Below are 19,221 nucleotides of genomic sequence, written 5' to 3'. Positions count from 1 at the left end.
GTATTTGCCCCTTTCAAATTCCTAATGAATCAAATATGTTTTCTAGTACACCGATTTCTGGAATCAAAAATAACGATGCGTCTAATGTTTCTTTGGCGTAGACGAACTCATTACGGATCACCATCACCTGCTCATCATACTGGGCCATCGCCAAATAGATGGAGCTGATCGCTGCGCCAAAGAAATCATAGCTGGCGCTTGGTAAAGACGCACTCAGCTGGGTTTCCAACAGTTGCCCGATCGCGATCAAAAAAGAATTGGTAAGGATGTTGGTCAACTCGTTGATGACCGATTGCTTCAATTCTTCAGACGGATCGCTTTCTTGGATCATCAACTGACGCAATTTTGCGGCGGATTCATCCGTTAAGACAAACAAGAAGATCCCTCGAAATGCCCCTTCGATCTGGCTCATCACCACATGAACTTCTTTGTCTTCCGCCATGATCTGCTGATACAGGTCCTCATAAGCTAGAATCTCGACTTCCGGTACCCGCATATCGATTGGTTGTTGGACGAGCTTTGATAAACTAGTCGCAGCGTGACCACCGCCGATATTGATCAGTTCTTTTAGGCCATCGATCTGCAGCGCTGTATAAATCATAAGCGGTCATCCTTTTTTTCCTGACAGATGGCATGAATGTCTAGGATCAGTGCGATCGAGCCGTTGCCCATAATCGTTGCCCCTTGATAGCGATTCAGCTTTTGCAGCAGCGGATCAATTTTCTTGATGACGATTTCTTGCTGGCCGATCAGCTCATCTGCCAAAATGCCGTGAAATTGCTGGTCATTGTTGACGATGATGGCGAATTTTTTCTCAGATGGATCGCCTTCGATCGCTAAGAGTTGATCGGTCCGAACCAACGGAATCAACTCCTCTTGAAAACGATAGACCTCATCCGAGACCGTCTGGATGATCTCTTCTTCTTTGACCATCACCACGCGTTCGACGAGATTTAGTGGGATCGCAAAGGTTTCTGCTCCGACGCGAACCATCAACGCTTGAATGATCGACAGAGTCAATGGCAGTTTGATCACAAACTGCGTGCCTTTATTTGGCTGGCTCTTCATTTCGATCGTGCCCCCTAGTTGGGTGATCTTGGATTGCACGGCATCCATCCCGACACCGCGCCCAGAAATGTTAGTCACTTCTTGTGCCGTTGAAAAACCAGGATGGAAAATCAGCTGCTGCAACGCTTCATCGGAAAGACCTTCCGTTGCTAAGCCTTTCTTTTCAGCACTTGCTTTGATTACTTGCGGATCAAGGCCTTTGCCATCATCCTCTAAAGTAATGATCACGCGATTGCCTTCTTGATAGGCCGCCAAGCGAATCGTGCCCTTGCGCGGTTTGCCCAGTTTTTCCCGAACATCGGGTGCTTCGATGCCGTGATCGACAGAATTACGTAACAGATGGACCAGAGGTTCGCTCAATTCAGAAACCACTGTTTTATCCAATTCCGTTTCTTCCCCAAAAATGACAAGTTCCATTTCCTTTTGCAGTTCATTGGATAAGTCCCGAACCATTCGTGGAAAGCGACTAAAGACGACATTGACTTGCTGCATGCGGATCCGCAAGACCAAATCTTGCAGCTCAGAGGTCAATCGCGAAACTTGCTCTAAGGGGTCTTTGACTGCTTCGATGTTTTCCCGCTCACTGACATCTTCCAATTGATTGCGATAGACCACCAATTCGGACACGAGATCCAAGAATGAATCTAAGCGATTCAAGTCGACTCGGATCGATTGATTTTGGGCGGACGCATGATGCGCGGGCGCCGGCGATTTTTCTTTCGCTTCTGTTGTCGCTTGCTGAAGAGCAGAAGTCTCTGACTCTGGGGTCGGCACTGGTTGAAGCAGCTCTTCTGCCTCCTCCAACACAGCAGCTGAAGGATCAAACGGTGCCACCACGAAGGCTTCGATCTCACTGTTGCTGGCGATGTTTTGCTCGACATCAGCCAGTGTTTGCTGCGTCAAATACAGCAGTGAAAAATCTGATTCAAAGGTGCCTTCTTCAAGTGTTTGGGCATCTGGTTCTGTATAGAGAACATCCCCTGCTTGGCCAAGCTTTTCCATGATCAAGAAGGCACGAGCACCTTTTAACATGGATTGGGCATCTAAGCGAACAGCAATTTGGACCGCTTGATAGCCATCTCCAGCCGCTTGCTCGATCACATACAGATCAGAAGGATCGATCTGTTGAAGCTGTGGGGTTAACGCGCCCACTGCGGTGGGGTTTTGGCTTGCTTCTGTCTCGGTTGATATACCGCCAGAATGTTCCGTTTGATCAAGTTCGGCCAATAAATCGGCAATTTGAGCTGGCTGCAGGTCGCGTTCTTCCCGCAAGTCCTCCACAAGTTCTGACAGGCGATCCAGACATTTGAAAATCAATGAGATCGATTGCTGGGTCACTTGCAAGGTCCCAGTTTTAAATAACTCAAAAATATTTTCCATTTTATGGGTCAGCTGCGTCATGACGTCATAGCCCATCGTTGCCGCCATCCCTTTAAGGGTATGGGCAGAACGGAAAATATCATTCAGCAAGGCGCTATCTTTTGGATCGTTTTCCAATTGCAAGACATGATCATTCAACTGTGCTAAATGATCGTCTGTTTCTTCAAAGAAAAGGGTACGATAGACACTATTGTCATCCAAATGGGTCCCTCCTTTACAAAATTATACTTTTTGATAGATAAACGAATCGATTTTCTTGAGGCCGAATTGTTCCGCAAAATTGATCGTTTCTGTCGCTCCCGTAAACAAAATGCCCCCTGGGACCAATGCATCGCTGAATTTTTGATAGACGGCATCCCGAGCATCACTTTTGAAATAAATCGTCACATTGCGGCAAACGATCACATCAAAAGGCCCATTGTACGGGTCTTTCAAAAGATCGTGTTGCTTAAAATGAACCCGCCGTTTGATTTCCGGTTTGATCTGATACTGGTTCTTTTCTTTTGCATCAAAAAAACGGGTACGTTCTGCCGCTGAGACATTCCGCAATTCGTGGTCTCGATAGAGTCCTTGCTTGGCTTTTGCCAAAATTTGCGTATCGATATCGGTAGCCAAGACATTGGCTGCGGCAATTTGGTTTTTTTCTAGCAGCATCGCGATCGTATAGGGTTCTGCCCCAATCGAACATGCGGCACTCCAAATTTTGGGCAGCGTGGTTTTCGGGAGAACAATGGTTTTCAAGACGCGTTCAAAGGCGTCAAACAGTTCTTTGTTGCGATAAAATTCCGTTACGTTAATGGTGATATGGGCTAAAAAAGCCGCCCGCACCCCGTCATCGCCTTCGATCAATTGCTGGTATTCCCTCAACGTTTTTGCCCCGCTGTTTTCCATGATCGTAAGGATGCGGCGCTGCATTTGATTTTCTTTGTATGCGGCTAAGGGAATCCCTAATCGGCGATCCACCCACGCATTAAATAAGGCAAATTCTTCTTCCATCTTCTTCACCTGACCATCTGTGCAATTTTTGCTTCAATGCCCTGCAATGGCAGGACTTCATCTACGACTCCTTGTTCAATGGCATACCGCGGCATCCCAAAGACTGTACACGTTTCTTTGTCTTGAACGATCGTATAGCCCCCAGCCGCTTGGATCTGTCGTAAGCCAGCGGTGCCGTCTTTTCCCATCCCCGTCAAAACCACTGCCGCTAGTTGCGGGCCATAGTAGTCAGCTGCTGAGGAAAAAAGATAATCGACGGTTGGCCGCGTCCCATGCCGTTTTTCTCGCTGGTCCAGCTGCAGGTGCCCTTGTTGGACCGTCATGTGGTAATCCCCTGGACAAAGATACACTTGATTTTCGATCCGCATGCCGTCGACTGCTTCTTGTACTCGGACGGTTGTCTCTGTGTCTAAGCGTTTTGCAAAGGAAGCCGTGAAGCCCGCTGGCATATGCTGAACGATCAAAATCGGGCAACGCAAACGTGCAGGCAGACGGCGAATAATTCCCAGCAAAGCACGGGGTCCGCCTGTTGAAGCACCAATGACTAGCGCATCAAGTGATACCGGCAAGCTGTTTTGTGTCAGCTTAGTGGGCTGGGCAATCGTTGGTACTGGCGGGTGAACCGTACCGACTTCATGATCCATCGCCAAAATCTTTTGATGAAATTCAGCGATCCATTCTTTTTCGATCATCGATAGACTGACGGGTTTTTCCACAAAATCTCGGGCGCCAAGCGCCAAAGCCTCAATCGTGGTTTCTTGATTGGTTAATGAACTAAGCATGATGACGGGAATGGCTGATTGCTGTTTCATCCTCCGCAAGGTCTCTAATCCGTTCATCACTGGCATCTCCACATCCATTACTACCAAATCGATCGCTTCTTTGGTCAGATAGTCCAATGCTTGTTTGCCATTGCGGGCAGCGACGGTCACCTCGATATCAGGCAGCTGATTCAATAAATCTGTCACTACTTTCCGCATGAATGCCGAATCATCGACGATCATTACTTTTTTCATGTCCCTGTACTCCTTTTACAAATAAACGATTTCTTGTTTGACTTGCCGAACCATGGTCTTGAAATCCTGAAGATCCACGATCATCGTTCGACCAGCGCTGCCGCCAACATGTTTGGCTACGATCGGAATGTTTAGCCGAGCCAAGACTTCCTCGACGGCTTCAATATTGCGCTGACCAATATTGCTGGCAGCGTTAAGCGTCTGGAACTGAAACATATTGGCGCCGCCAACGATTTTCGCTTGAAAGCGAGGCCGACGGATCTTTTGTTCCAGCTCAGCCACCATCGCTGGCAATGCCAAGTCCGCAAACTTCTCGGGCTTGATTTCCCGCTTGTGCAAAAAAGGCTGACTATCTGGCAGCATAATATGACTCAAGCCGCCGATATGACTGGCTTCATCGTAAATGATCGTGCCGATGCAAGAACCTAAACCCACCGTGATCAAACGCGTCGGCGCTTGGGCGATCTTATACTCCGAGATCCCCACATGCAGTTCCTCATTCACGGTCATCATTGTCATGGTCATTGACGGCTGCCAATTCCTCTGTCTGATAGGCGTCTAACTCCGCCGTCATCTCAGCGGCTTGTTCATAGCTGAAGAGAAACGGCAGCTCCAATGCCAGCACAAGTTCATCGTCTTTTTTCAGAAAGGCTTCGATATAGTTTTGCTTGAGTCCTGATGTATTTAGTTCCGCATTGCTAGGACTTTCAACTAGCGGTAAAATGCCGACGATCTCTTCCACGTAAAGGCCGATCGCCTGCTCTTGCCAGTGACACAACAAGACCACATTTTGCCCAGTTTCCGGTGTAAATTCATCAAACAGCTTTTTGCGGATGTCAATGATCGGAACCATTGCCTCTTCAAAAGGCTGGATCCCCAGCACGAAATCCGCCACTTCCGGCAGCTGGGTAAAAGAAGCAGCCTCAATGACCCGTACCACATAGTCGATACGCAAGGCAAAGAGTTGTTGATGACTTTTAAATACAACGTATTGTTCCATTGGCGTCACTGCTCCTTTTTAGAATTTGAAACTATCCACTTGGAATTTAAGGATAGTGGCGATCGTTTCGATCTCTTGCACATTCCGTTCAAAGTCTTCGATGACTAAGTAGAAGTCTTCTAAGTTTGCCGTTACTTCTTGGGTGCCGGCAGAGGTTTCCGAAACAGCAGCCGAAATGTTGCTGACGGAAACTTGAACCATGTCTTTTTTCTCAACGATCCCGGTAATATGGGCTTCCACGGCTTGAATACTTGAAACCAATTTTTCGACAATATCAGAGATCTCATTGGCTGACTCGATCGCTTTGTTGATATTGTTGGTTTGTTTTTCGCCGCTTTCAAAGGAATCCGTCACTGCAGAGACCACTTTTTCCGATTTTTTGCGGATCGTTTCAATGATCGAACGAATGCTTTTCGTTGATTGACTGCTTTGTTCCGCCAAGCTGCGGACTTCTTCCGCAACGATAGCAAACCCTCGGCCCGCTTCTCCAGCTCGAGCTGCTTCAATGGATGCATTCAATGCCAGTAAGTTGGTCTGATCAGAAATGTCATTGATCAGCTGAACGATCTTACCGATGCTTTGGACATCTTCGTTCATGTCGTTCATGCTTTCTACTAATTCTGCTTGGTTTTGCCGTTCGATCTCCCAGCTTTCAAACACATGGAACATCATTTCTGAATTGTGGACATTGCTGCTTTGGGATTGACCGACATAGCCGTTCATCAATTCGATCTCTTTGTGGATCTCTTCGATACTTAAGGCTAGCTCGTCCATATCAAAGGAGGTTTGTTCCGCTTCGGAGGCTTGTGAACTAGTGGCATCTGCGATGGCATTCATCGTCTGACGCACATTTTCAATTGAATTTTTGGCATTTTTTGAGGTTGTCGTTAGGCCGCCTACCATTTTTTCCATTCGGCTACTTTCTTCGTGCATGCCAACGATCACCGCTTTGAAGGTGTTTAAAACCCCTTGAAAACGATTTTGAACTTGCCCAAAAAGAGAAGTCTGGTCGCTGCTGCCGATCTCATCGATATGCGACAGATCGCCAGAACCGACTGCTTCTAGTTCTGTCAATAACGTATCCATGCCCGAGTGGGTCTCTTTTTTTACCAAATAGGTCATTCCTACTAACACTGCGATTTCTAGCAGCAGTACGATTACTGAAAAAATAAAAAAACTTTTTGCTGCTTGTCCGTCTCCGTGGGTGCGGATCACGAAGAAATAGCATCCTAATAATACGATCAGGGTAAATCCTAGCGGAATCAACGCCGCCAAGCGGATTTTTTTGATGATAGCTTGTACCTTCTTCTTCATAACAGTATCCTTTCCTATGCAAAATGATCAGTCGTGCTGTTTATCAAGATTCGCTCTTCACTTGATAATCGTTGGGTCACTCCTTCTTTATCCGATTATGAAAACAATCTTCTAGTTCTTTAATCGGATCTTTTGCTAGAAAAGTTAAGCATCTTCACCAGACATATGTATCTTTTGGATCAGCAAAGCGCGTATAGCCGCCTTGATATTCATCACGAACCAAGCGACCGTTTTGCAGCTCGACCACCCGATTACGGACCGTATTGACCATCGTGCTGTCGTGAGTCGCCAAGAGGATCGTGGCACCGACTTGATTGATCCGCAAGAGCAGTTTCATGACTTCAACGGCTGATTTCGCATCCAGATTGGCGGTGGGCTCATCGGCGATCAAGACTGCTGGCTCTGTGACGATCGCCCGCGCAATCGCTACTTTTTTGCGCTGTCCCACGGAAAGCTCTTCAGGATAGTGATCCTTTTGAGGAAACATGCCCACCAGTTGCAGCGCTTTGGCGGTTTTTTCCTGACGCAGCTTGCGGGGAATGCCTAGTACTTGCAGCGCATAATCGACGTTTTTGGCAACCGTCAGATAAGGAAGCAAAAGATCTTCTTGTCCGACGATACCGACTTGTCGTCGAACCATATAGAGATGACGGTCTTTGAGTTGTTCCAACAAGACATTGCCGACTTGGATAGAACCAGCCGAAAGCTCTTCTTCTTTCAAGAGCAATTTGAATAAGGTCGATTTGCCCGCACCGCTGGGACCCACCACATAGATAAATTCTCCTTGAGGGATCGCAACAGAAATATCGGCCAATGCCAACGTGCCATTGCTGAATTTTTTACTGACCTTGGTTAAGCGAATCATGTTCTTTCTCCTCTAATCTGTAAAACGATTGATCACGGACCACATCTCATCGGATGTCTGCATGGCTTTCGTGTTCAATCCATACGCACGCTGGGTCGTTAACAAGTCTGTCATGGAAGTCGCTAGATCCACCGTCGACTGTTCTAACTGTCCTTGCAAGACGCTGCCAAAGGCTGCCGGATTGGTTTGCGAAGTAAGCAACGCTTGATCACCGGCACGATACAGTTGGTTGCCTACTGGCGTGATGTTTCCTGTATTCGTCGGCTGATAAAGGGTCAGCTGTCCCAACACGCGAGTCTGACCATTTTCTTCCGTCGTCAGCTGACCGCTGGCATCTATTGCGATTTGCTGCGCATCTGGCCACTGAGGGGTCGGTACGTTTGTGGTCATTGCCACAGGGTACCCTTCACTATTGACTAATTGCTTGTTCTCACTTAAATGAAAATTGCCTGCTCGACTCAGCAGCAATTGACCAGTTTGGTCCCGGACCCCGAAAAAGCCATTGCCTTGGATCGCGAGATCTAATGGCTGAGTGGTGCCCGCCAGATTGCCTTGGGCAAAACTGGTAGTCGTAGTCGCTTTTGCCCCCATTGACGCACCATATTGGGCGGCGTTGCCATTAAATAGCGTTTCTTCTGCACCGATGGCATTTTCCATCAATGCTTGAAAATGGGTCGTTTGTGCTTGGTAGCCATTGGTATTGACGTTGGCGATGTTGTTGGCTGTCGTGTCTAAGTTTGTCTGCAAATGATTCAACCCAGAACGGCTGATTCCTAATAATCCACTGATATTCATTGACTCATCCTCAAATCTTTCCTAATTCGTTGACCGCTTTTTGCAATGTCTGATTCGTTGAACTCAAGGCTTTCTGATTGGCTTCAAATTCGCGAGAAGTCTGGATCATCGCCACCATTTCATCGGCAACCGCTACATTGGCTTGTTCTAAGGCACCTTGCTGGATCACGGGTGCATTCACCGTGGTTCCTGCTGCGTTGCTAGTCACATAGTTTTGACCAGCTGTAGTCAATGCTTCTGGGGGGAATGTTTGGATCTGAAAGTTCGCTGGTCCCAAGGCGCTGACTGCTTGTCCATTGGCACCCAAGACAAGATAGCCTTCTTGTGTCACGTATTGATTCTGCTGATTGACGGTAAAGTCGCCATTTCTCGTATACAACCGCTGCCCCGCATTGTTTTGAACGACAAAGTAGCCTTCGGAAAGCAGTGCAAAATCGCTGGCTTGTCCCGTCTGTTTGATAGCACCTTGGTCTTGACTGATGGTACTGCCTGCCAATTGGGTCCCTAAAGACAATCCACCGATATCACGGCGGGTATCCGCATTGGGCCCGCTTTGGTAATTATGCAATGCGACTTCATCTAGCGCCGACTGGAACAAAGTTTTTGCTTGATACCCTGTTGTATTGACATTGGCAATATTGCCGCTCGTCGTCTCTTGTCGCTTTTGTAATAATGAAATGTTCCGTGATAAGACATCCAATCCTCGAATCATGCCAGTTCCTCCTCAATCAATGTGCGCAATTTGGCAATCGTTTTGCCATGAATTTGTGAAACTCGCGGAATCGAGACTTCTAAGATTTCAGCGATTTCTTTTAACGTCAGTTCTTCGGTATAGTACAAACTTAAAATCAATTGTTCCCGTTCCCCTAATTTTTTGATGCACGCCACCAATGCGGTGCGTTTTTCTTCAGCGACCAAGGTCTCTTCGACATTTTCGGCTGGATCCCGAACCATATCTTTTAAGGTCATGCCTTCTTCTTGGTAAGCAAACAAGGTATCTTCCAAAGAGACGCTGGCTAAGTAGTGCAGACTCTCATAAATATCCGCTAGTTGACTTTGGTTGATTCCCAGCTGTTTGCAGATCTCGGTGTCGGTCGCTTCTCTTTTGAGGCTTTGCTCCAACTCTTGCCGTGCTTGATAAAACTGATTGACTGCCGCCATTTTGTATCGGGAGATTTTGGCGTGCTTGCGTACTTCATCAATAATTGCCCCTTTGATGCGAATCGCTGCATAGCTTTCAAAAGGAACTTTTTTTGAGGGATCGAATTTCCGCAAGGCATCCATCAGCCCAATCACCCCAATATTATAGAGATCGCCTGATTCATAATCGGCGGTTTTGATAGACAGGCGCTGAACCACCCGTTCCACTAGCGGCAGATACTTGATGATCTCCGCTTCTCGATCGACTTCATACATCGGCGATGCCCCTTCCTAAGAAAATTCTGCTTAAATGTCAATACTGCCCACCGTTTCGATCGCAATTTCATTGGGAATCTCATTTAGAGAAAGAACGGCGATATCTGGAAAATTAAAAACGATCATTTTTTTGAATGCTAACCGGATCTTAGGCGATGCCAGAATCACGAAATTGATATTTTGAGCGATCGCCGCATGTTGGATCCCACTGATGGAATCCAACAGCTTGGTCACGGTATCTGGTTTTAAGACCGGGTACGAGCCAGTTGCGGTTTTTTGGATACTTTGAGCGATGATTTCTTCTAGTTTCGGCTGGATCACCGCCACTTGCAGCTCGTGGTTTTCATTGGCATACTTGGCAGCGATCGTCCGTTTCAATGCTTGGCGGACATATTCTGTCAAAACTTCTACATCTTTCGTGACAACGCCGTAATCGGCTAAGGTTTCTAAGATCGTTGCTAAGTCATTGATGGGAATTTGTTCATCCAATAAATTTTGTAAAACTTTTTGGACCTCGCCGAGCCGCAAAATATCAGGGATCAATTCATCGATCACAACATTGTACTGCTCTTTGATGCCCTCCAATAATTTCTTGACTTCTTGGCGACCTAACAGCTCTGGTGCATGGGCATAGATGATTTCTTTTAAGTGTGTTGCGATCACGGTCAACGGCTCGATAATCGTAAACCCTTGCAGATCCGCCATCTCCTTATCGGATTCATCGATCCACATAGCATCCAGATGAAAGGCTGGTTCTTTTGTTGCGATTCCTTGAAAAGGAAACGGCTCTTCATTCGGACTGATCACCATGACTTTATTCGGGTAAATATCGCCGCGGCCGACTTCGTTGCCGCGGATCTTGATCACGTAATCGTTGGCATCCAAATAGAGATTGTCGCGAATACGAACGGGACTGACTAAGATCCCTAATTCTCTAGCACTCTGTTTACGGATCGCCACGATGCGGTTCATCAAACTGTTGTCGATCGAACTATCCACGATAGGGATCAGACCATACCCGATTTCCACTGAGATTGGTTCCACTTGGAAGGAAGCCACGGAATCGTCTTCTTCCTGTGCTTCTTTTTTGCGTTCCAGTGCCAATTTTTGTTCCCATTGTTTTTGTTCCACTCGCTGCTTTTCTTCTTTTTGCGTAACCAGAAAGCTGGCTGCGAAAAGGCCTAAGCCAATCAACACAAAAGGCACAAAAGGAAACCCAGGAACTAAGGCTAAGACGAAGAGAATCGCCCCCACGATCCGAAACAGTTGGGGATTACGCATCACATCTGCCGCAATATCTAAACCAAAGGAACTATCGTTATCAGAACGAGTCACGATCACCCCAGAAGCAATCGAAATCAATAACGAGGGAATCGAGCTGACCAAGCCATCCCCGATCGCCAGTTTCCCGAATTGGGCGAAGGCTTCCATGACGGTCATTTGTCCCCCCATGGAGAAAATGATCGCCCCGCCGACTAAATTGATGACAGTGATCAAGATCCCTGCGATCGCATCCCCTTTGACAAACTTGCTGGCACCATCCATCGAACCAAAGAAATCAGCTTCTCGCTGCAGATCTTTTCGTCGTTTGCGGGCATCCGCTTCCGTGATCAAACCGGCATTTAGGTCGGAATCGATCGCCATTTGCTTGCCGGGCATCGCATCTAATGTGAAGCGAGCAGTCACTTCTGAGACACGCCCTGCACCATTGGTCACGACGACTAGCTGAACCACCATGATGATCACGAACAAAATGATCCCCACGATGTAATTGCTGCCGGCAACGACATTGGCGAAGGCATCGATCACGTGTCCGCCATTTCCTTGGGTCAAGATCAAACGAGTGGAAGATAGGTTCAAACCTAAACGAAACATCGTTGTGATCAGCAACAAGGTTGGAAACGTAGTGAATTCCAACACTGATTTGGTAAACAGGGTGATCAGTAAAATGTTGATCGCGATCGTCAAATTGATAATGATCAAAATATCTAATAATGCACTCGGTAATGGAATAATAATCAAACCAATAATAGCTAGGACGATCACCGAGATTAAGATATCCGCCAGACCAATGCCTTTTTTCGGTTTTGAGGCAGCCTCATTCATTTTTGTTCCTCCTGTTTCCTTAAATCTTGCCGCGTTGGCTTTCTTCTAACTGATAGACCAAAGCGATGATTTCGGCAATGGCTTCATACATTTCAACAGGGATCAGATCCCCGGGTTCTACTTGACGATAAAGGGCCCGTGCCACTTCACGGTTTTCGATCTGTGGGATATTTTCTTTCAGGGCTTCTGCTTTCATCCGCTGCGCCAGCTGATCTGCCCCTTTGGCCAAGACCCGCGGCACCCCTTCACTGCTGGCATCGTAACGAATCGCAATGGCGAAATGGGTCGGATTGGTGATCAAAACCGTCGCTTCTTTGACGTTGGCGATGGCATTTTGGGTCATCGCACGGTATTTCGCTTTGCGCTGTGCTTTGACTTGCGGATCACCTTCCATTTGCTTGAACTCTTCTTTGACTTCCTGCTTGCTCATCATCAAGTTCTTACGATGGCTATAGCGTTGGTAGCCGTAGTCGACTACGGCCAAAATGATCAAAAAAATCGAAATCTGTAAAAACAATTCTTTGGCACGCAGTAGCATGAACAGGATCGTTTTTTCCAACCCCACTTCACTCAAACCCAGTAAAACAGGGACGGCGGCTAAAAATTGTTGATAGCACAAGTAGACGATCACGCCAAATTTCGCCAATGTTTTGCCTAAATTCATCAACGAGCGCAAACTGAATTGCTGCTTGATCCCGCTGATAGGGTTGAGCTTTTTAAAATCTGGTTTGACGGCCTTGCCAGAAAACAACAGACCGACTTGGGCATAATTCGTGATAAGCCCGACTCCAAGCGCGACCAAAAAGACGGGCGCACACAACAAAAGCAGCAGCAAGATACTCTGCACCCCCAGTTTCGGCAGATCCGCCAAGCTGGTTTGATAATCAGCCAGCTGCGCCAAACTTTGGGAAAAATAAGGCAAAAAAGAAGCGGCGAAAAACTGCCATAAAGACAGGATCAAAAACGAGAAGACCAATAGCGAAACAGCTGCTGCTAATTCCTGGGTCTTAGGGACCTCCCCGCGTTTGCGGGCATCCCGCAGCCGCTTGGCACTAGGTAGTTCGGTTTTTCCATCTTTTTCTGCCATCTTCTCACCTCCTGCTGGCTACCTGTTACTTTATTGAAAGGACTCGATAAACTCCTGCAAGTAGCGGACCGTATCTGGCAAGTGTTTGCCTAAGTACGAAAGGACATTGGGTAATAGCAAGAGAAACACCACAAAACTGATGGCAGTTTTCATCGAGAGACTCATCATCAAAATATTGATCTGGGGGATCGAACGAGAGATCACACCTAGCACCAGGTCCACCAACAGCAGCGCAATGATCATTGGTGCCGCAAGATTGACTGCCATCACCATCATTTGGCTGAAAAGTTTGACGATGCCTTCAACCGTCGTGCCTTGGATCACCACAGAGCCTAAGGGCACGATCCGAAAAGACAACAGCAGTGCTGTGATCAGTCGATGATGCAGATCAAGACCAAAAAACACAGCGATCGTCAGCCAATAGTACGTTTTGCCATACTGGGAAGAGGCGATTTGCAACGTCGGATCATAGGCTTGCGCCATCGAAAAGCCTACTTGAAAGTCGATCAGTTGCCCCGCAATTTCCACACCAGTAAAGACCAGCTGACTCAAATAGCCCATCGCCATCCCAAACAGTACTTCCTTGATGACGAAAACCGTCAGCATAAAGAGGGAAAGCTCGGGAATCGCAGGTGCCGTCGGCAGACATAGGACCGTCAACGCCATGCCGATCACGATTTTTGCCAGTGACGGAAAATTTTGCTGTGAGAAGATCGGACAAAGGACAACAAACGCCAATATTCGACAAAAAATCAACACCGTCGCTTGAATCGGCGCCATCAGGTTTCCTCCTTACATTGCCGCAATCATCTTGAAGATCATTTTGGTAAAATTCAACAAGAGATTCAGCATAAAATTCCCCGCCAAGATCAAGGTCAAAAAAATCGCTAATAGTTTCGGCACAAAGCTCAACGTTTGTTCTTGGATTTGGGTAGTGGCTTGAAAAATACTGATCACCAATCCGACGAGCATGCCGACCAATAAGGCAGGACCAGATATCGCTAAAATTCGAAGAAAGGCTTCCCTTAGCACATCAAGTACCATTTCTACTGTCATTTCCTCTTGGCTCCTTTCTTAGCGGCTATTGAAAGCTCTTGATCAGCGACTCCACGATCAGATACCAGCCATCCACTAAAACAAATAGTAAGATCTTGAAGGGCAGTGAGATCATGATCGGCGACAGCATCATCATCCCCATCGACATCAAGATACTGGAGACGACCAGATCAATGATCAAAAAGGGGATAAAAATCAAAAAGCCGATACTGAAAGCCGTTCGTAACTCACTGATAATAAACGCCGGTACCATAACGGTCAGAGGAACATCGTCAGAAGAATGATACTTTTCGGTCTCCCCATCAGCTTCCGCAAACAAGGCAATGTCTTTTTCCCGTGTCTGTACCATCATAAAGGCCTTGATCCGTTTTTCTGAACGGTCAAAGGCTTCGGCTTGGCTGATCTCTTGGCGATCAAACGGTTCGATCGCTTGCTGGTAGACGTCGGTATACACAGGTTTCATAATAAAAAATGTCAAGAATAAGGCCAACCCGATCAACACTTGATTGGGCGGGTTTTGCTGTGTACCTAACGAACTGCGCACAAAGGACAAGACCATGATGATACGAGTAAAAGAAGTCATCATGATCAGCAAGACTGGTAAAAGGGAAAGCAGCGTCAGCAACAAGAAGGTATTGATCGTATCACTTGAGCCATTCCCATTCGACAATAAATTGTTGATGGTGGAACTGACGTCTTCCGTGTCTAGCGCAAATGCCGTCTGCGGAAGCATCAGACTGCTGAAAAGGACCGCAGCCATGATCTTGATATCTCTGCCTTTGATCTTCATTTTTGCTTGCCTCGTTTTCCAGCAATTTCCGCCTTGGCTTTGTTGAGCCATTCAGAAAAGTCTTTGCCAGCTTGCACTTGGGTGCTTTCTAGGCTTTGCTGTAAAAAAGCGGCCGTTTCTTCTGGCGTCAACTCTTTGATGATTTGGTTTTGCTGTTCAGAAAAGCTCATGACATAACATTTGTCCATGATTTGGACGATCCCGATCGAAGACGACTTGCTGACGGCGATTTTTTGCAAAATACGCAGCTGGTGATTGTGCTGGTTCGTGTAACGATTCAAGTATTTCAAACTGATGTTGATCAAATAAAGAATAAGCAGCAAAAACCCAATCATTTTGACCAGCGATAAAAATGTTTCCATCAACATGCCTCTTTCTATTGGATCACTAAATCCGTCACATAAACATCCTTGGCGATTTCTGATCCGTATTCCTGATTAATTGTTTCTTTCAATGCTTTTTTTAAATTCGGTACACTTTCGGCGGAGCTCAAAATACCGCTGGCCTTTTGTTGGCGCAATAAATTCACGACGCTGTCACGAATGACGGCCACATTTTTCGTGGCTTCCGCGCTTTTTTCCTCATCCGCCACTAAAATCGATAAATTGACCTTCATGTATTGCTGCTCTTGGTTGTCTTCTTTGGCCAGATTGACTAAAAATTCATCCAATGCCACGATCGCTTCGTCTGAGGAGATTTTGCTGCTGTCTTTTGCTGTTTCAGCAGCTGCTGTTTTTTCCCCCGTCAAAAAGTGATTCGTCACTAAGGTCCCGCCGATACTGCCGCCGACTACCACGATCAAGAGGATCGGCAGTAAAACAACCATACTCAAGCCTTTTTTCTCTTTTTCTGCTTTTGGTGCTTTTTCTTCTTTTGCCATCTTTCCCACCCTTACGTTTTCACTTGGTTCGAATGGATCACCGTATGATACTCGATCACCCGCTGCGCAACTTCTTGCGCAGCTTCCGTCACCACTAATGTTTTGCCATCTGTCAGTGTGATCAATGTATCCGGCATTTCTTCGATCCGATAAATCAATGTTGGATTTAAATAGAATGGCTTGCCATTCAATGCTGTCACTAGAATCATGGTCAAACTCCTCTCAATGATGAAGCGTCACGTTCTTAACGTTTTAGATTCAATAATTCTTGCAGCATTTCATCAGAAGTCGTAATACTTCTTGAATTTGCTTGATAGGCACGGCTCGCAATGATCATTTCGGTAAATTCTGTCGAAAGATCGACATTGGACATTTCCAAGGCACCTGCTTGCAGCGTTCCTGCGCCATTGTTGCCAGGTCCTGCAACGATCGGATTCCCTGAGTTGCTGGTTTGGATATAGTTGTTGCCGCCGACTTTTTCTAAGCCTTCTGGGTTATTGAAGGTTGCGACACCGACTTTTCCCATCACAAAGGTTTGATTGCCGTATTTTGCCAACACTAAGCCATTGGCATCGATCGCCATGGAGTTATAGGTCAAGGTTTCCCCATTGACGGTCAGTGTGCTTGGGATCGACAAGGGAGATACCGCACCTTGTCCGCTCAATGCCGTGTTTTCATCAAAGTTGTCATCATAGACAACTGGTTGACCGCCATTGACTGAACGACCTAAGACTTGCATCCCATCACTATTGGTCAAGGTTCCGTTGCTGTCGCGCACGAATGCGCCATCTCGTGTGTAATAGGTTTCGCCATTTGCTCCTGGTCCTTGTACCATAAAGTAACCCTGTCCGCTGATATAAAAATCCATGCTGCGACCTGTCGATTGCGGGGCACCGACTGTATTGATAGTATCGATGGAGCCCGTCTGAACCCCTAAACCGATCTGCGTTGCGTTGATCCCGCCTAAGCCGTTGCCTGGCGCAGTTGCGTTAGACATCGTTTGGCTCATCATGTCTTGGAAAAGGACTCGACTTGATTTGAATCCAACCGTATTGACGTTGGCGATATTATTGGAAACCACGTCCATTTTCGTTTGAAGATTTTTCATTCCACTGACACCTGAATATAATGATCGTAACATGCTTGTTTTCCTCCTTATGGTTGGCGTATTTTCCTCTGTCATTCAGAAAATACTTGCAGCCCCTTTTCAGTCCAGCTGCTATTTGATAAATGTGGCGCTGTCAATATTGGTGACGGTGTGAAGCTCATTCATCCCCATCGCCGTAATGATGGTTCGTGAATGGACATCGGCGATCAAGCCCATATCTTTGTACACGAGCAGTGATTCTTTGCTGCCTTTTTCCGCGAGCTCACTAAGCGCCGTTGAAAGGGATTGGTAATCATCGTCTTGTAAGGTCAATTCTCTTGCGGTCAAACGCTTTTGCGCATGATGGGAGACTTTGATGTCGCTTTGTTTTTGTTCAAGCATTGAAGAGAAGGCTTGTTTGTCCACGGCTTTGCGGGGATGTTGATAAGGCTCCCCGGCAACTTTTTGCAGCCCCTGTTGAATCGTCAAACTCATTTTGCTTCGCCGCCAATCTCTTGGATCGCACTCATACTGTATTCTTTGCCATTTACGACGATCGTGGCGTAGCCATTGGCAAAGCGGACCTTTTCGATGGTTCCTGACAATGTTTCTGTGCCGTCCATCAGAGTGACTTGTTTATTGATCAAGCTAAAGGCTTGCTGCTGTTGCTGTAAAATCACCGAGGTCGTCAACGTTTCGCTCAATTCATTCAAGCTCTCTAAGGTCGTAAATTGAACCAGTTGCGAGATATAGTCGGTGCTACCACCACCAGAAGAATCGCTGCCTCCCATCGATGGGTTGCTCATAGATGCGGCTAAGATCTTCAAAAAATCATCCATGGAGATATCTGAAGATTTTTTTGTTTGCGTTAATGCCGATGTATTGGCAATACCGGCCGCAGCTGCTGTAATTTCATCTGCCATAGGTCTCCTCCTTTACACTAAAATACTGATCGCATGATCGATCGGTGCTAATTGCGGCTCTTCTTCAGCCGTATTGCTTTGATGAAATGGCTTTTTGCTTTGTCCTTTTTGAGCCTGTAAAAAACGCTGTTGGCTTAACTGACTGTCACTTGCCATCATACTGCCGGCAAAGGATTGATTTGACAGCGGACTAGCCTGCTGGACAGAAGCTAATGTAGGTTCTTTGATCGCTAGGATCGGCTGCTCTTGCTTTTGCAAAACTTGCTCTAGCTCATGCTTGATGGACAGCAATAATTCTTTGGCTTGCGGCTGCTGAACGGTCAGTTCTAAGCGGCTGCCTTGGGCATTCGTTTCTAGGGAAAGCTGGATCGTGCCTAATTTTTCGGGAACGAATTGCAGCGTGATTTTTTTCTCGCTTGCCGTGCTGCTCGTTTGGACGAGTTGGGCAGTCGCTTTTGCTAAGGGTAGGACCGCTTGTTCCATACTCGCTTTTGTTGGCGCCGGTCCTTGCTTGGTCAAAAAGGGAGAAACATCAAGCAGCTGCGGTGCTGATGCCGCCATTTCATTGTCAGTTACTGCTGAAGAAGCAATGGCTTGTGCAGAAACAGCTTCCGCTTTTTTGGCAACTATTTCATTCGTGCGTTGCAAGGTGCTAGTCGTATCCGTCGCTTGGTTGGTCACTGGCGACACTTGATCCAATGGTCCCGTTTGGCCCAATTGCGCGGTCCCTTCGGTGGACTGTTTCAGCTGTGCTGCTGTCGTCTGCGCAATCGCGGCTTTTGTTACTGAATCGATTTCCTTGAAAGTCGCGATCCCTTTTGCCGTGGACTGCTCTTCGCCTACTAAGTCTTCTGGCAAAGGCGTTTCAAGCGTTGGTGCAGCGGCTTCACTTCTGTCATTTGTCATCAAAGCTAGACCTTCAAGCGCAGGCTCGGAGGGGTTGATGACTGTGGTGGCTACGTCTATTGGTGCTGGAAAAGCTGCTGAAACACTGTCGAGAGAAGCTGCTGTGGCGCTCGTTTGGTTCTGCTCCGTCGTTGCCATTGATGCCTGTGGCGCTTCTTGAACCAAGCCTGCAAAAGGTGCCTGGCTGATCTGGCTCATTTCTGGCGCTTGTGTCGTTGCAGGTTGTTCGACTGCTGGAGTGATTTCTGGCTCCTGTGGCAGATGTTCCATACTGCTGGCAATCCCCTTTTCTGGTGCGGTGGCGGTTTGCTCCGACATACCTGATGGTTCGAAGGATGCTGACAGGTTGCTTGCGCTCTGTTCCGTCAGCTGTTGCATCAGCAAACTGAAGACTTCTGGTGACGCCTCCGTCTTTTTTGATTTGCTACCGACAGGTACAGCGGTTGCGGCACTTGTTGTGATCTCTTTCATTGTTCACCTCCTCTCAGCTGATGCTTTGAAACCAAGGTCGTCTCATCACTAAAACCATTAGTGCT

Annotated in this window: 23 protein-coding genes; all 23 read right to left on the bottom strand. The window is 47.0% G+C overall.

Features of this window, described 5'->3' with window-relative positions:
• Positions 1 to 13 precede the first annotated feature (13 nt).
• On the bottom strand, positions 14 to 601 hold the full coding sequence (locus IGK61_RS00645) for a chemotaxis protein CheC (protein ID WP_074535615.1): 588 nt from the start codon (positions 599 to 601) through the stop codon (positions 14 to 16).
• On the bottom strand, positions 598 to 2,649 hold the full coding sequence (locus IGK61_RS00640; RefSeq protein ID WP_074535614.1) for a chemotaxis protein CheA: 2,052 nt from the start codon (positions 2,647 to 2,649) through the stop codon (positions 598 to 600). Before IGK61_RS00640 ends, IGK61_RS00645 begins: the two co-directional genes overlap by 4 nt.
• A 21-nt stretch (positions 2,650 to 2,670) precedes the next feature.
• On the bottom strand, positions 2,671 to 3,444 hold the full coding sequence (locus tag IGK61_RS00635) for a CheR family methyltransferase (RefSeq protein ID WP_074535613.1): 774 nt from the start codon (positions 3,442 to 3,444) through the stop codon (positions 2,671 to 2,673).
• A gap of 5 nt (positions 3,445 to 3,449) precedes the next feature.
• Entirely contained in the window at positions 3,450 to 4,460 is a 1,011-nt protein-coding gene (locus IGK61_RS00630) for a protein-glutamate methylesterase/protein-glutamine glutaminase (RefSeq protein ID WP_016609024.1), read from the bottom strand.
• Between the two features lie 15 nt (positions 4,461 to 4,475).
• On the bottom strand, positions 4,476 to 4,985 hold the full coding sequence (locus tag IGK61_RS00625; RefSeq protein ID WP_005226629.1) for a chemotaxis protein CheD: 510 nt from the start codon (positions 4,983 to 4,985) through the stop codon (positions 4,476 to 4,478).
• Positions 4,957 to 5,460, bottom strand: a complete 504-nt coding sequence (locus tag IGK61_RS00620; RefSeq protein ID WP_074535612.1) for a chemotaxis protein CheW — start codon at positions 5,458 to 5,460, stop codon at positions 4,957 to 4,959. The genes IGK61_RS00625 and IGK61_RS00620 overlap by 29 nt, the downstream gene beginning before the upstream one ends.
• Positions 5,461 to 5,478: 18 nt before the next feature.
• Positions 5,479 to 6,774 carry a methyl-accepting chemotaxis protein gene (locus IGK61_RS00615; protein WP_005226627.1) on the bottom strand — a complete coding sequence of 432 codons (1,296 nt, stop codon included), beginning with the start codon at positions 6,772 to 6,774 and terminating at the stop codon, positions 5,479 to 5,481.
• 154 nt (positions 6,775 to 6,928) lie between these two features.
• A complete protein-coding gene (locus tag IGK61_RS00610) occupies positions 6,929 to 7,639 on the bottom strand; it encodes a cell division ATP-binding protein FtsE (protein ID WP_074535611.1) in 711 nt (236 codons plus the stop codon).
• Between the two features lie 12 nt (positions 7,640 to 7,651).
• Entirely contained in the window at positions 7,652 to 8,434 is a 783-nt protein-coding gene (locus IGK61_RS00605; protein WP_074535610.1) for a flagellar hook-basal body protein, read from the bottom strand.
• A gap of 10 nt (positions 8,435 to 8,444) precedes the next feature.
• Complete coding sequence (locus IGK61_RS00600; protein ID WP_074535609.1) at positions 8,445 to 9,146, bottom strand: flagellar hook-basal body protein; 702 nt, start codon at positions 9,144 to 9,146, stop codon at positions 8,445 to 8,447.
• Positions 9,143 to 9,850 (bottom strand): sigma-70 family RNA polymerase sigma factor, encoded by a 708-nt coding sequence (locus tag IGK61_RS00595; RefSeq protein ID WP_005226623.1) that lies wholly within the window; start codon positions 9,848 to 9,850, stop codon positions 9,143 to 9,145. The genes IGK61_RS00600 and IGK61_RS00595 overlap by 4 nt, the downstream gene beginning before the upstream one ends.
• 30 nt (positions 9,851 to 9,880) lie before the next feature.
• Positions 9,881 to 11,956, bottom strand: coding sequence for a flagellar biosynthesis protein FlhA (gene flhA, locus IGK61_RS00590; protein WP_005232779.1), 2,076 nt, complete (start codon positions 11,954 to 11,956; stop codon positions 9,881 to 9,883).
• A gap of 19 nt (positions 11,957 to 11,975) precedes the next feature.
• Entirely contained in the window at positions 11,976 to 13,043 is a 1,068-nt protein-coding gene (locus tag IGK61_RS00585) for an EscU/YscU/HrcU family type III secretion system export apparatus switch protein (RefSeq protein ID WP_074535608.1), read from the bottom strand.
• 30 nt (positions 13,044 to 13,073) lie between these two features.
• Positions 13,074 to 13,823: a flagellar biosynthetic protein FliR gene (fliR, locus tag IGK61_RS00580; RefSeq protein WP_005232781.1), complete on the bottom strand. Its 750-nt coding sequence runs from the start codon at positions 13,821 to 13,823 to the stop codon at positions 13,074 to 13,076.
• 12 nt (positions 13,824 to 13,835) lie between these two features.
• Positions 13,836 to 14,099, bottom strand: a complete 264-nt coding sequence (gene fliQ / locus IGK61_RS00575) for a flagellar biosynthesis protein FliQ (protein WP_005226613.1) — start codon at positions 14,097 to 14,099, stop codon at positions 13,836 to 13,838.
• A gap of 25 nt (positions 14,100 to 14,124) precedes the next feature.
• Entirely contained in the window at positions 14,125 to 14,889 is a 765-nt protein-coding gene (fliP, locus tag IGK61_RS00570; RefSeq protein WP_005232783.1) for a flagellar type III secretion system pore protein FliP, read from the bottom strand.
• Complete coding sequence (locus IGK61_RS00565) at positions 14,886 to 15,251, bottom strand: flagellar biosynthetic protein FliO (protein WP_005231716.1); 366 nt, start codon at positions 15,249 to 15,251, stop codon at positions 14,886 to 14,888. Before IGK61_RS00565 ends, fliP begins: the two co-directional genes overlap by 4 nt.
• A 14-nt stretch (positions 15,252 to 15,265) precedes the next feature.
• Positions 15,266 to 15,769, bottom strand: coding sequence for a flagellar basal body-associated FliL family protein (locus IGK61_RS00560; protein WP_005472968.1), 504 nt, complete (start codon positions 15,767 to 15,769; stop codon positions 15,266 to 15,268).
• Positions 15,770 to 15,780: 11 nt separating this feature from the next.
• Positions 15,781 to 15,978 (bottom strand): flagellar FlbD family protein, encoded by a 198-nt coding sequence (locus tag IGK61_RS00555; protein WP_005226609.1) that lies wholly within the window; start codon positions 15,976 to 15,978, stop codon positions 15,781 to 15,783.
• Positions 15,979 to 16,013: 35 nt separating this feature from the next.
• Positions 16,014 to 16,910 carry a flagellar hook-basal body complex protein gene (locus IGK61_RS00550; protein ID WP_074535607.1) on the bottom strand — a complete coding sequence of 299 codons (897 nt, stop codon included), beginning with the start codon at positions 16,908 to 16,910 and terminating at the stop codon, positions 16,014 to 16,016.
• Between the two features lie 78 nt (positions 16,911 to 16,988).
• The gene (locus tag IGK61_RS00545) at positions 16,989 to 17,351 is read right to left on the bottom strand and encodes a flagellar protein (protein WP_074535606.1); all 363 of its coding nucleotides are present in this window, start codon (positions 17,349 to 17,351) and stop codon (positions 16,989 to 16,991) included.
• Positions 17,348 to 17,779 (bottom strand): flagellar hook capping FlgD N-terminal domain-containing protein, encoded by a 432-nt coding sequence (locus IGK61_RS00540; RefSeq protein ID WP_003129052.1) that lies wholly within the window; start codon positions 17,777 to 17,779, stop codon positions 17,348 to 17,350. Before IGK61_RS00540 ends, IGK61_RS00545 begins: the two co-directional genes overlap by 4 nt.
• A gap of 12 nt (positions 17,780 to 17,791) precedes the next feature.
• Positions 17,792 to 19,156, bottom strand: a complete 1,365-nt coding sequence (locus tag IGK61_RS00535; RefSeq protein ID WP_074535605.1) for a flagellar hook-length control protein FliK — start codon at positions 19,154 to 19,156, stop codon at positions 17,792 to 17,794.
• Positions 19,157 to 19,221: the final 65 nt, after the last annotated feature.

Origin of the sequence: Enterococcus sp. AZ063 (assembly GCF_051715045.1) — a bacterium.
In the GTDB taxonomy this organism is placed as follows: domain Bacteria; phylum Bacillota; class Bacilli; order Lactobacillales; family Enterococcaceae; genus Enterococcus_D; species Enterococcus_D casseliflavus.
The sequence above is the reverse complement of the archived record's forward strand: the minus strand, read 5'-3'. Positions and strand labels throughout refer to the sequence as shown.